We start from the raw sequence: 12,470 nt of genomic DNA, 5'->3' as shown, positions 1-12,470 counted from the left end.
TATGAGAGCTATGAGTCTATTGTTGATGCGGCTTGCTGTGCTTGGAATAAGTTGCTTGAGCAGCCAGAGAGGGTTCGCTCCTTGACTACTCGAACTTGGGCACAACTTTAATTATTGGGATTGGTATTATTTAGTTCTGACTATAGATAAATAGTAGCAAGCTGAATATCAGTTTTAAACATATTATGATGGCCTTATTTGTTTTAATGCTTCTCTCTTAAAATCATCTACTATTGAAATATTGGTAGGCAGCACGATATAACACTGTCTGCTATGGTATACCTGCGTCTATACACTGCTGCTTTTTTTTGTTTATAGCAATTATTATTGATAGCAATAGTGGCGAAGAATAACTAATAATTGTAATCCTTATATAAAATGGTCTGTACTATGTCTGCTCCAAAACCCACCCCATCCGATCAACCTATTGCGAATACACGAGTGCGCTCATCTGAGCTACCGGTCGCATGGATTATGATGCTTGGACTTATCGTAGCAGTAGGGCCATTATCCATTGATATGTATTTGCCAGCATTGCCAGTTATGGCAGATAGTTTCGGCGTATCGACTGCTTTTATGGCCAATTCCGTACCCGCCTACTTTGTTGGTTTGGTATTTGGGCAGCTGTTTTATGGGCCCTTTAGTGATCGTGTTGGCCGGGTTAAACCTTTATATTTTGGCATGACTTTATATGTTATCGCCTCGATAGTTTGTGCTACCACTAATAATGAATATGTGTTGTTTGCAGGGCGTACTTTGCAAGCACTTGGGGCCTGTGTGGGGGCGGTCGTTACCCGTGCAGCGATTCGTGATCGTCTTAGTGCAAAACAGACCGCAAAAGCATTTTCTATTATGATCTTAGTAATGGGCTTAGCGCCAATATTAGCGCCATCGCTCGGTGCGCTATTTTTGCAGTTTTTTAGCTGGCATTCTATTTTTTGGTTTTTAGCCGCTTTTGGTACGCTCAATTTAATTTTAACCAAGTTTTTCTTCTTTGAGACCCTAACCGAAGAAAACCGTAACGTCCGTCCTGCTAAAGAAGTGCTCAGTCAGTATTGGGATTTACTAAAAGATCCAACCTTTAACTATCCTGCGATTGGCGGCGGTTTATTGATGGGAGCTATGTTTGTTTATATCAGTGCTGCTTCTGAATTATTGATGGACACTTATGGCATCTCATCTACTCATTTTGGTTGGATATTTGGCATGAATGCGGCAGGCTTTGTGGCGTTGACTCAGATAAATCAATTGCTAATCAATCGCTTTCGTATCTTAAGTTTGTTGCGATTTGGGGCAGTAATGCAGGTAGTCGCTTCAGCAGGGTTATTTATACTGGGTCTTAGTTTCGGTAGTGATGCTTGGCTGCCACTAGTGTTAGTCTGTATCTTCTTTTGTATTGCTGGTCTTGGATTAACACAGCCGAATGCTTCAGCTATTGCGCTGGCCTTTCAAAAACGCCGCGCTGGTATGGCCAGTGCATTACAAGGCTCGCTGATGTTCTCAGTAGGTATTTTTGGCGGTTTATTATTGAATCTATTCCCTGTCAATCCGGTCCTTAAGATTGGTATCACTATGTTTGTGCTAATGAGTCTCGGCTGTCTGTTAATCTGGCGCATTGATCGCAACTTGAACCTTGATGATGCTGAATAACTAATCGATAAATAAAATCATTTTCTAACCTATTGCTAAACTATTTCTACACTAAGATCATTCAGATTTCACCCTAAAAGCATTCAGACGTTTGATACGTATTGGATGCTTTTTTTATGTCTGATCTATTATCTATCTTTAAATGTAGCAGACGACTATTTTATTATTCGCTATGCAAAACTATTTGTAGATACAAGACAAACATAATTATTGCAATTGGAAAGCAACTTAAGTATTATCCATTGTAACTTTGTGTAAAAAAATGATATTACTCTGTTATTTAATCTTATTAGATTGTTGTTCATTCCATTGAAGGAAGACCTTTTAGGCAACGATTTTAATATAAAATTTTTCTCATAATAAGTTTCATCTGACCTCAAAACAGTATTTTAATATTCATATATCAATGCATTAAAGATATCAGCGTGCAGAATGATTTTTATTTCTCACCTATAAGCACGCATTCATTTTAAGAAAAAGATTGTTATTTACTAAAATTTAGAACCACTTTGAGTTGTAAGGATAAATTATGAAGCAGTTATATCGCGTGTTACCGCTTGTATTGAGTGTTGGTTTATTTGGGTGTAGTAACTCTACTACTCAGGAGAATGCCAATACAAACAATGCAGCAAGTACGGAAAGTAAAGACAATTTTGTCAGTAAGCTACCTGATACAGCGCCTACAATTAAAGTTGCCACAACGGGTACAATGCCTCCGTTTTCGTTTCAGGATGATTATGGCAATATGCAAGGTATTGATATTGATTCGATCCGTGCGATTGGTGAAGAGCAAGGCTTCAAGGTCGAGTTTTATAAAGAGACTTGGCAAAATATGTTCGATACTGTGGCCTCAGGTGGTCGCGACTTGGCAATATCAGGTATCTCTTATAAAGATGACCGCGCTGAGAAATATGGCTTATCCATTCCTTATTTTTTCAACCCATCATCAATCATGTACTCAGACAGTAGTGTTAAAATCAATGGCATAGAAGACCTGCAAGGGATGCATGTGTCGGCTATGGCAGGCTCAAAGCAAGAAGACCAGCTTAAAGAAATGGGCAAATATAGTGAACTCTCTACCAGAGCCACCGCATTTTTGTTATATGAAGACTTAATGCAAGACAAGGTTGATGTGGTTTTACATGATTTACCTATTCTTCAATATACCGCGAAAAATCATCCAGAATACGATGTGACTATTGTCTCTTATGAAGGTGAAGACAACCCATCAGCCCAGCAAGTCATATTAATGGCAAAAGGTAATACTGATCTAATCAATAAAGTTAATGAAGGTATTACTAAGCTTAAGACACAAGGGACGTTCAAAACGATTGAAGAGCAGTGGTTAGGTGAAGCCGCACCTGCTGCCGATAGCACGTCCGCTACTAACACTGAGCAAGCGAACTAAGGAATTCTGAAGATGGCAACCACACCTAATGTCGATAATAAGCGCTATCACAGTCTAATTATTTCAATTGCACTGTTCTTGACTTTGATTGGCGCCTTGCTGGCTTTTACGTTTTATACCTCAAGCTTACTAGAAAGAAATACGGTTTTGATTGACCGAACCAACCAAGTTGCTAATAGTGCACAAGCGGTAATCAAAGACTTGTTTGACTTAGATAATAGTTATGGTGAAGATACTAACTCTCCGCACATACAACGAGTTTTGGAGCGTTTGGAAAAAGACACTGCGCTTATTACTAGCTCTATTGCTGCTATCGGACAAGGCGGTACGATTACTGACGTTAATGGTAAAAGCTATGAGCTACCAAAAATCAATAACACGTCTCAAACTAAAGTTGCTGCAGCGAATGAACAATGGCAGCTTTTAGAACCTAAGATTCAAAGCTATCTAGAAAATGCTGATAACGTCATGGTCGATTCCTCGGATGACCTGACCCAAGCGGTTGAGCAAGCTAAGACTTCAAGTTTGTTTGTTAACGACTCGTTAGATCAGCTCACCGATGAAGTTTTTATAAACGCTGAACGCCAAGCCAATACTATTCGTTTGATTCAGGTGCTGGGTGTTGCTGCCATTTTTGCTTACTTCTTGATTTTCGTATTTTTCTTCGTACGTCGTTTGCGTGATACCGATGCTGAAGCTTTGTCTGCGCGTCGCGAAACCCAAGAAATCATGGAAACGGTTAATACGGGTCTATTTTTGCTTGATAAAGACTTAAAGATTGGTCAGCAGCATTCTCGAGCGCTCACTGACATCATTGGTGCTGATATATTGGCAGGAGAAAACTTTGCCAATATATTACGTGGTCGTATTTCTGATAAAGACCTGAAAACTACGCAGCAATTTATTGAACAGCTATATAACCCGCGCGTTAAAGAAAAACTGGTGGATGCTCTAAACCCACTACATAAGGTAATGCTACACAACACCTCTAGAGAAGACGGCTCAGACAGTCGCTTTTTAGATTTTAAATTTTCGCGGGTTTATGAAAATAAAAATATCGCGCGTATTTTGGTCAATGTTAACGATGTTTCAGATGCCGTTTATTTAGAACAGCGTCTAGAACAAGAGCGTACGCAAAATGATATGCAGATTGAGATGTTAACGACCATCTTAAATGTCAATCCAAAAATTATTTATGAATTTATTACTAATACCAAATCGCATATCGACAAGATGAATAACATCTTGAAGAATCCTGGTAGCTCGCAATATGAGCTTGAAGGTAAACTAAATGCGATTTATCGTGAAATGCACAGTCTAAAAGGCGAAGCTTCTGCGCTAAAACTGCACAGTTTCACTAAAATTGCCTCAGATGCAGAAGATCAGCTTAATGCATTGCAAAACCAAGGCAAGCTATCGGGCAATGACTTCTTGTCATTGGCAGTACATTTGGATGACTTGTTAAGCCTGTCAAATACCATTGAGACCTTAGGCGAGCGTATCAATCGAGCCTCACCAGCGAGTGCAACAGCTGTTAAAGCGGCAGCTCCGGTGACTACTGCGGTAGATAATAATACGTCAAAGGTAGAGGATAGTGACAGTCAGACAATAGACCGTTCAATGAACACTATTAGCGCTATGGACATTGAAGGCGGTGAAGATATTGACTTAGATGATCAATCGGACAGCCATCTGTTAGCGTACTACCAAGATTTTGCGCGAGATATCGCGGTAAGACAAGGTAAGCAAGTACAACTAAACAGTGATAGCTTAGCGCAAGTTGAAATACCAGAGCGCCTCAAAAAGGCTGTCAAAGAAATAAGTATCCAGCTGTTACGTAACGCTGTGGTACACGGTATCGAAACGCCCAATACCCGCCTATCAGCCAGTAAGCCCGCTGCCGGTATGATTGATCTAGAAATGCAGAGTAAGGGCCAAGGTTTTGTTATTACCCTACAAGATGATGGTCAAGGTATCGACTACGATAGCATTCGTAACAAACTAGTCACTGATGGTCGCTTTAGTGCAGAAGACGCCAGTCAGCTCAATCGTAGTGCGCTACTAAAACAGTTGTTCTCATCTGGATTTTCTACCAAAACTTCCGCAGATGAAGATGGGGGCCGCGGTGTCGGTTTGGATATTATTAAAGCTACAATTAAAGAATATGACGGCAAGCTCAATGTTAATAGCGAACTTGGTCGTATGACTCGTTTTGTCATTACCTTGCCTGCTGCTTAATTAAGGATAATAGATAAGCTATGTATAAATTAATGATTGTTGATGATTCCAACATTATTCGCAACCGAATTCAACGGGCGTATGATTCAGGAGAGTTCATGTTGGTTGCTACGGCAACCAGCGGCGTCCAAGCCATTGAAAAGTTCAGTATCCATCGCCCTGATGTCATTACGATGGATTTGACCATGCCGCAAATGGATGGTCTTGAATGTATCGAAAAGATCATTGCGATTGATCCTGAAGTACGTATTTTGGTGGTATCAGCATTGTCTGATAAGTCCACCGGAATTGAAGCATTGTCGTTGGGCGCTAGTGGGTTTCTTTGTAAGCCCTTTTCAGAAGAAGAGCTCGTAGAATCTTTGTATGAGCTCATGCAAGACTAATATTATCCAACGACTTAAGCAGATGTCATTATGAAAGAACAAAAGCTACAGATTTTTTTGAATATCATTACTAATTACTTTAATCAATTTGGTAATGAAGAGTTGATCGTTGATACTCCTTATCTATTAGAAAATAAACAGCCGAAAGTTCACGATTATACCGGTGTGATTGGTATATCAGGGGTGCAAAAAGGCGTGGTGTATTTTTCAGCGACTCGTGAGCTATTGGCTCGTATTCTAGATAGTATGGGTGAGACGGATAAAAGCGAGGATAATTTTGTAGACCTTGCTGGAGAAGTTGCCAATACTATTGCTGGCAATGCTCGTAACGAGTTTGGGTCAGAATTTCATATTTCTGTACCGCTAGTGTTTAAGGGCTCACCGCAAAGTATTATATTACCCAAGGATGAGCGGTCTTTTATCATTCCTGTCATGTGGAAAAGTCAAGTCGGGGAGATTGTGTTTTGTTTGCAGGATTAAAAGCAACAGTCATAAATGATAAGTATGGACAATAATAACTATGGTTAAAGTAGAAAAGTTAGGTGTGTTTTTAAGCTCAATCAGCTCATTTTTTGCGCAGATTGATGGCTCACCAGTGGCTATTGATACGCCCTATTTGAACAACAACAAGAGTGCCGTCGGCTATGATTATAGCGGGATTATTAAGATATCTGGGCCACTTGAAGGCTGCGTTTATGTCAGCGCGCCCAGCAATATGCTGCGTGAAGTCATGAAAGTTATGGGTGAGCCTGACTCATCGATGACAATGATGAAGGACCTACTGGGTGAGATGGCGAATACGATTTCGGGAAATGCTCGTACCGAGTTTGGGTCTGATTTTATTATCTCACCCCCTAAGATCGTTGAAGGGGTGCCTAGCATTTCTTCTTTACCAAAAGATCGCCATAGCTATGTCACACCGTTTACTTGGCGTGGTTATGAGGCAGTGATAGGCATCTGTATCGCCTAACTGCCTAACTGCCTAACTATACTATGATTTCATGTGAGCTCACATGAGCTGGTAGTCAAATGATAAAATGATAATAAGAGCAGAAACAAAAGTAGTAATAAAAAACGGCGTATCAACGCCGTTTTTTTTATGCAAGATTGATAAAGAAATTTCTTTCTTGTCATCTCCTTTATAGTATTGTTTTAATAGCATTAATTGCCTTGGCATGAACTAATAAATTGCTGGAGCTTAATAACCGTTATATGGTAAAATACAGCGCAGCTATTTCTATAATTCGTTTTATAGCTTATAACGTGGTTTATAGTTTGATTTTAGACATTTAGTTTAAAGTTAAACGATAGCTCATTTTTTTAAACCAACCAATGACACACACATCATGGTAAAAAATTGCTGGGTGTTCGGCGACTTGATTAATTTGCAATAGTACGGTGCTGTATTAATAAGCAGTAATCGTCAGCAGATGCGTATCGCGGAATAGGCAGTTTTTGTGATGTGGAGGCATAACCCAACCATTAGGATATTTAACATGGCTACAGAAAATAAAAACCCAACACAAATCGCAATGCGCGACTTACTACAAGCCGGCGCTCACTTTGGTCACCAAACACGTTTTTGGAATCCAAAAATGGGACCGTACATCTTTGGTGCGCGTAACAAGATTCATATCATCAACCTAGAGCACACCGTAAAAGCTTTCAACGAAGCGCTAAACTACGTAAACAATCTAGCCAGCAAGAAAAATAAAGTCTTGTTCGTTGGTACTAAACGCGCTGCTAGCGGTATCATCCGTGAGCAAGCTGCCCGCGCTGGTATGCCTTACGTTGATCATCGCTGGTTAGGTGGTATGTTGACTAACTGGAAAACCCTACGCCAGTCAATCAATCGTCTAAAAGAGCTTGAAAAACAAGCAGAAGACGGTACGTTTGCCAAGCTTACCAAGCGTGAAGCGTTAGAGCGTACTCGCGATATGGAAAAACTTGAGCGTTCACTAGGCGGTATTAAAGACATGGGCGGCCTACCTGATGCTATCTTTGTCGTTGACGTTGATCATGAAGCGATTGCGATTAAAGAAGCTAAAAATCTAGGTATCCCAGTTATCGGTATCGTTGATACCAACTCTAACCCAGATAACGTTGACTACATCATCCCAGCCAACGACGATGCTATTCGTGCCGTGACTTTATACGTAACTGCTATGGCCGACGCGATCATCGCTGGTAAAGAGTATGCACAGACTCAGGCTAGTGGTAAAGAAGCTGCTGAGCAAGAAAAAGCCGCAGCAGAGCAAGCGCCTGTTGCTGAAGAAGCCCCAGCTAAAGCTGCAGACGAAGCCCCAGCTAAAGCTGCTGATGCTATCGAACAGCCAGAAGAAGCCCCTGCGGTAAAAAACCCAGCAGAAGCACAAACTGACCTATAAGGTTCAGCATATGACGTTATGAATAAAACGATGACTTGATAATTTCCTTATCAGCATCCATATAACGTTAATGACAGCGCAAAAGCTTATAACAGGCATGATGTAGTTTTACTCGTCATGCTTTGTTGTTAGTGGATAAGCTATCAGTAGGCGAGCAGCTAGGGGACGAGTATTATCGCCCATAATAGCAATCACTACATTCATGGCGGTAGCTTTTATAAATATCCGCTGACTATGAGCGCTCTTGTTGAGTTCAAATTAACAATACGAGCTCAAATAGAAGCCAAGCACTCCCATACATAACAATACTAAGGTAATTCTTATGACACAAGTAAAAGTATCTGCCAAAATGGTAAAAGAACTGCGTGACCGTACTGGTCTTGGCATGATGGAATGTAAAAAAGCGTTAGAAGAATCAAATGGTGATGTCGAAACTGCCATTGATAACTTACGTAAGTCTGGTCAAGCGAAAGCAGCCAAAAAAGCCGGTAACATCGCAGCTGACGGCGCTATCATCATCGCTCAAGGTGATAACAAAGCATTCTTAGTAGAAGTTAACTGCCAAACTGACTTTGTAGCAAAAGACGATAGCTTCACAGCATTTGCAGAAAAAGTGGCCAATATTGCACTAGAAAACAACACTACTGATGTTGCTGCTATCTCTGAATTGCCTTATGGTGATGGTCAAACCGTTGAAGAAGCTCGCGTATCGTTGGTACAAAAAATCGGCGAAAACATCCAAGTACGCCGTGTTGAAACCCTCGAAGGTGACAACCTTGCTTCATACCGTCACGGTCTACGTATTGGTGTGGTTGTATCTTTCGAAGGTGGCAATGCTGATACTGGTAAAAACCTTGCCATGCATATCGCAGCATTCAACCCGGTTGCGGTAGATGACGAAGACGTAGCTGCTGATGTATTGGCACGTGAAAAAGACATCATCGAAGCCAAAGCAAAAGAATCTGGCAAGCCTGACAACATCGTTGAAAAAATGATTGAAGGCGGTCTACGTAAATACCTAGACGAAGTTACTTTACTACGTCAACCCTATGTCATGGACAATGACAAAAAAGTTGGCGACGTTCTAAAAGCGGAAGGCGTAAAAGTGCTTGGCTTTAAACGTCTAGAAGTCGGCGAAGGCATTGAGAGAAAACAAGAAGACTTCGCTGCTGAAGTTGCTGCTACTCAAGCATCAGCTAATAAATAAGCGATAAGTTGGAATAGTGTACGCTTATATGAGTGCTGACTGGATTTTTGCTCAGTATCCATTCGCTCAGTACTTATACGTTTGCTTCATATGATGTTTTGATAAGTATGAAGTGACCAAGCACGAAAAAGCCCGTTATTGATTTAACGGGCTTTTCTATATCTGTTGTTTATAGTGAGTTTTTAGCTACTCTACTCAGGTTAGCGCAGTGCCGCATAAGCTGAGTTGGCATAACTGGCGCTGCTACTGTTACTGCTAGTGCCATAGCTGACTTTTTGCATGCCACCGTTGTTAGTAGAAGCGTTATTGGCGCTCATGCTGCTACCAGAAAGTCCTGAGTCGTTTTTATATAAACTATGATAGCGACTCATGACCCTTTTGACATAATTACGTGTTTCTTTAAAAGGCGGAATACCACCGTATTTATCCACGTTACCTTCCCCCGCGTTATAACCAGCAACGGCATATTCGACTTTATTATCAAAGCGGCGCATCAGCCAAGCAATATATTTGGCTGAGCCTTCGATATTTTCGGCAGGATTCCAGGCATTGCTGACTTTAAAGCGACGTGCTGTGGCAGGCATCAATTGCATTAGACCTTGAGCACCTACAGGAGATCGAGCATTAGGATTAAAGGCCGACTCAGTATGCATCATGGCTTTCATCAGTGCAGGATCGACACCGTGACGGGTGGCAGATGCTAGAATATAGTCATCATAGGAATTACGGCTACCACTTGAGCTGGCGGCACTACTACCATAGTTGCTGCTACTACTGTTATTACTACTATCGTAATTTTTTGAGTCTTTGTAGTAAGTAACTTTTACTTTTTTAGTGAATTTATCAAAGTTACCGCTTGGATTGACATTGGTGAGTAGCACTTGTCCGGCTTTGTCTTTATAAATGTACATATTACCAGCTTGAGCGGTAACAGACAGAGTGGATAGGGCAACAGCAGTCAATAAAACAGGAGACAGAAAGCGGTTAAATAAAGGGGCAACATTCATCATAGGGGTATCACTTTTTATCGAATAATAGCAAATCGCTTTGCCTATAGGGCGCATTATTTGGCCGTCAAAGCGGTTATCGTGAACGCAGATTTTTATAGCAATAAATGATATAAATAATCCATAATCTTCACGCCTAACAGGAAACCACTTGCAATAGATACAAAAAATAATAGTGGCTTACTATAACATAAAATAACTTTTAGCCCCATCTGATTGTCGATAAAGACAAACGAAATAACTTTAGGTTTGTATAAAAGGTTATTTAAATCAAAACCCTAGCATTATTTGTTTTATAGATTAGACAAGTATCTTAGTATCTACAACAGTAGATAAACTCATAAGGATATAAGCTATCAGCAATAAAAATTAAGAATAAATAGACATATATTTTGAAAGAAAGAAGGGGTAACTAAGACCCATAATATGCTTTGAAATTGCAAAAATGCGCGGGAAATGGCAATTAAAATAGAAACCAGTCAAGTAGGAGGGGTGACGAGTAAGAAGAGTTGGTATGGCTGATTCATAACAAGACAAACATAGTTGAGCCACTTTAAACCGAACACAGTATGGCTGGGAGAAATTTTCGAAGCATCGAAAAGTGACGCAGTCACACAGCAAGCTAGAAAAATTTCTGCCAGTTATACGAAACCATGTGTGTGTCTATTTTATTTGTTACTGACTATATAAGGAAGCGTAGCACAGGTTAACCATTAGGATAACTAGCGAGGCTGAGAGCAAAGTCGTTTTATTTTGGGCATATTGTGCCCTACTGCATCGACTTAAGACGTCAGCGCGCTAATAAATATGGGCACCCAAACGGCGGTAAGCAAGCCATTAACCGCTAATCCAAAGGCTGCATAACGTCCAGCAGTAGGACTGATTTGCCACGCTTCTACCGTACCAAAGGCATGAGCTACTAATCCTAAAGCCAAGCCTTTTGCACGATCATCATTGATACTGCGAAATAAAAATCGAGCTAAAGTGGCCCCTATAAGTCCTGAGACAATAATAATTAGGTTGGCCATAGCCAGCGGTGCTTGTATAATTTCTGCCACACTCAGGCCAATCGGTGTGGTCACTGAGCGGGTAGCAAATGCTAATATGGTGTCATGACTGAGCGAAAATAGATAAGCGAGTGACATGGGTAGCAGCGCGCCAACTAGACTAGCAATCAAGATAATCAAAGTGAGGCGTTTGATCGGTAACCCTTTAAAGTTCATCGCGGCGAGAGGTATCGCTAGCAGTACTGTTACATATCCCAAAAGGTGATCAAATATTGGTTTGGCAACGCTGTAGTACTCACCATAATCCCACTGTAAGGCGAATAAGAATACGATGACCAGTACAATAGCGCTGATAACCATCGGTAGTCCTGATAGCTTCTTTGCCAGTACGCGAGCAGTAACATGCGCTGCTAACGTTAATACTATAGCTGCGATGGTAGCAATAACAACGCTATCAAAGCTCGTTCCTGCGATGCTAAAGCTCATAGCTGTTCCCTATGCTCAGTGGCCTTATTAGTAGAGCTATTAGTAACGGTGTCAGCCGAGCTACCAAGCCAACGATTGGCCAGTATTGCCAGACCCCAAAGTGGTATCAAGGTACTAATCACCATTGTTAGCATCACGCCCCAAAGCTCATCGCCTAGCGCAAATAATAGCAAGCCTGCGCCAGCAGATACTGGCAAAAACGCAAAACCACTATCTACCAATAGTATATTACTGGCTCTAGTCAGCCAGTTTGGTAAGCCTCTAATCAATCGCCATGCCATCAAGATTAAAAACATCACTACTAGGCCAACCACGTTCGCTGCTTTTTCAATACCTGCCCATTGGCAAATGACCACGGCTGATTCGCGGACAACGATGACCATAACTAACGTTAGGCTTAAAGCAATCCATACTGGTAGCTTGGGGCCATTAGTAGGCTTCATAAAAAATCCTTGCCAAGTTTATTATCAATAAGGCGGTAATCGCTAAGTGGAATTAACAATACAGGGTATACATCAGTGGCGTAGAAGGCTATAGTTTAAAATATGATAATTGAAGAGTGATAAGGAGCAGTCATTAATGATCTGTAGCAACTCTAATGATGACCTTCGGTTGATTATATAGATAGTAAATAAACTAATAAACCCTACCTAACACCTAACACCTAACAGCTAGTTGCTATCGCGAAGGTCAAAGT

The 12,470-nt window shown here is 40.9% G+C and carries 10 protein-coding genes and 1 pseudogene; 8 read left to right on the top strand and 3 right to left on the bottom strand.

The window, feature by feature from the left end; all coding sequences use genetic code 11:
• The first annotated feature begins 390 nt into the window (after positions 1–390).
• The 8 genes and pseudogenes from JMX97_RS12185 (at position 391) to tsf (ending at position 9,273) form a co-directional block, all read left to right on the top strand.
• Positions 391–1,650 (top strand): multidrug effflux MFS transporter, encoded by a 1,260-nt coding sequence (locus JMX97_RS12185; protein WP_201558498.1) that lies wholly within the window; start codon positions 391–393, stop codon positions 1,648–1,650.
• Between the two features lie 529 nt (positions 1,651–2,179).
• Positions 2,180–3,058, top strand: a complete 879-nt coding sequence (locus JMX97_RS12180; protein ID WP_201558497.1) for a substrate-binding periplasmic protein — start codon at positions 2,180–2,182, stop codon at positions 3,056–3,058.
• Positions 3,059–3,070: 12 nt separating this feature from the next.
• Positions 3,071–5,296, top strand: a complete 2,226-nt coding sequence (locus JMX97_RS12175) for an ATP-binding protein (RefSeq protein WP_201558496.1) — start codon at positions 3,071–3,073, stop codon at positions 5,294–5,296.
• Between the two features lie 20 nt (positions 5,297–5,316).
• Positions 5,317–5,679 (top strand): response regulator, encoded by a 363-nt coding sequence (locus JMX97_RS12170; protein ID WP_201558495.1) that lies wholly within the window; start codon positions 5,317–5,319, stop codon positions 5,677–5,679.
• Between the two features lie 30 nt (positions 5,680–5,709).
• A complete protein-coding gene (locus JMX97_RS12165; RefSeq protein WP_201558493.1) occupies positions 5,710–6,159 on the top strand; it encodes a chemotaxis protein CheX in 450 nt (149 codons plus the stop codon).
• A 40-nt stretch (positions 6,160–6,199) separates the two neighbouring features.
• A complete protein-coding gene (locus JMX97_RS12160) occupies positions 6,200–6,649 on the top strand; it encodes a chemotaxis protein CheX (protein ID WP_201558491.1) in 450 nt (149 codons plus the stop codon).
• 526 nt (positions 6,650–7,175) lie between these two features.
• Positions 7,176–7,979, top strand: a pseudogene (rpsB, locus tag JMX97_RS12155) (30S ribosomal protein S2); the annotation flags it as partial.
• 409 nt (positions 7,980–8,388) lie between these two features.
• Positions 8,389–9,273 (top strand): translation elongation factor Ts, encoded by an 885-nt coding sequence (gene tsf / locus JMX97_RS12150; RefSeq protein WP_201558489.1) that lies wholly within the window; start codon positions 8,389–8,391, stop codon positions 9,271–9,273.
• Between the two features lie 200 nt (positions 9,274–9,473).
• Here the strand turns inward: tsf and JMX97_RS12145 are convergent, their stop codons facing one another.
• The 3 genes from JMX97_RS12145 to JMX97_RS12135 all read right to left on the bottom strand — a co-directional run bounded on the left by JMX97_RS12145 (position 9,474) and on the right by JMX97_RS12135 (position 12,216).
• Entirely contained in the window at positions 9,474–10,283 is an 810-nt protein-coding gene (locus tag JMX97_RS12145) for a lytic transglycosylase domain-containing protein (protein ID WP_201558487.1), read from the bottom strand.
• Between the two features lie 779 nt (positions 10,284–11,062).
• Positions 11,063–11,773, bottom strand: a complete 711-nt coding sequence (locus tag JMX97_RS12140; protein ID WP_201558485.1) for an LrgB family protein — start codon at positions 11,771–11,773, stop codon at positions 11,063–11,065.
• Positions 11,770–12,216 (bottom strand): CidA/LrgA family protein, encoded by a 447-nt coding sequence (locus tag JMX97_RS12135; RefSeq protein WP_201558483.1) that lies wholly within the window; start codon positions 12,214–12,216, stop codon positions 11,770–11,772. Before JMX97_RS12135 ends, JMX97_RS12140 begins: the two co-directional genes overlap by 4 nt.
• Positions 12,217–12,470 lie beyond the last annotated feature (254 nt).

The sequence above is a fragment of the Psychrobacter sp. 72-O-c genome, assembly GCF_904846605.1.
In the GTDB taxonomy this organism is placed as follows: domain Bacteria; phylum Pseudomonadota; class Gammaproteobacteria; order Pseudomonadales; family Moraxellaceae; genus Psychrobacter.
Note: the sequence above shows the minus strand (reverse complement) of the source record. Positions and strands in the feature narration are given on the sequence as shown.

Coding starts and splice junctions, on each gene's coding strand:
- JMX97_RS12160 (WP_201558491.1), top strand. CDS start 6,200: ATGGTTAAAGTAGAAAAGTTAGGTGTGTTTTTAAGCTCAATCAGCTCA.
- JMX97_RS12165 (WP_201558493.1), top strand. CDS start 5,710: ATGAAAGAACAAAAGCTACAGATTTTTTTGAATATCATTACTAATTAC.
- tsf (WP_201558489.1), top strand. CDS start 8,389: ATGACACAAGTAAAAGTATCTGCCAAAATGGTAAAAGAACTGCGTGAC.
- JMX97_RS12145 (WP_201558487.1), bottom strand. CDS start 10,283: ATGATGAATGTTGCCCCTTTATTTAACCGCTTTCTGTCTCCTGTTTTA.
- JMX97_RS12180 (WP_201558497.1), top strand. CDS start 2,180: ATGAAGCAGTTATATCGCGTGTTACCGCTTGTATTGAGTGTTGGTTTA.
- JMX97_RS12185 (WP_201558498.1), top strand. CDS start 391: ATGTCTGCTCCAAAACCCACCCCATCCGATCAACCTATTGCGAATACA.
- JMX97_RS12175 (WP_201558496.1), top strand. CDS start 3,071: ATGGCAACCACACCTAATGTCGATAATAAGCGCTATCACAGTCTAATT.
- JMX97_RS12140 (WP_201558485.1), bottom strand. CDS start 11,773: ATGAGCTTTAGCATCGCAGGAACGAGCTTTGATAGCGTTGTTATTGCT.
- JMX97_RS12170 (WP_201558495.1), top strand. CDS start 5,317: ATGTATAAATTAATGATTGTTGATGATTCCAACATTATTCGCAACCGA.
- JMX97_RS12135 (WP_201558483.1), bottom strand. CDS start 12,216: ATGAAGCCTACTAATGGCCCCAAGCTACCAGTATGGATTGCTTTAAGC.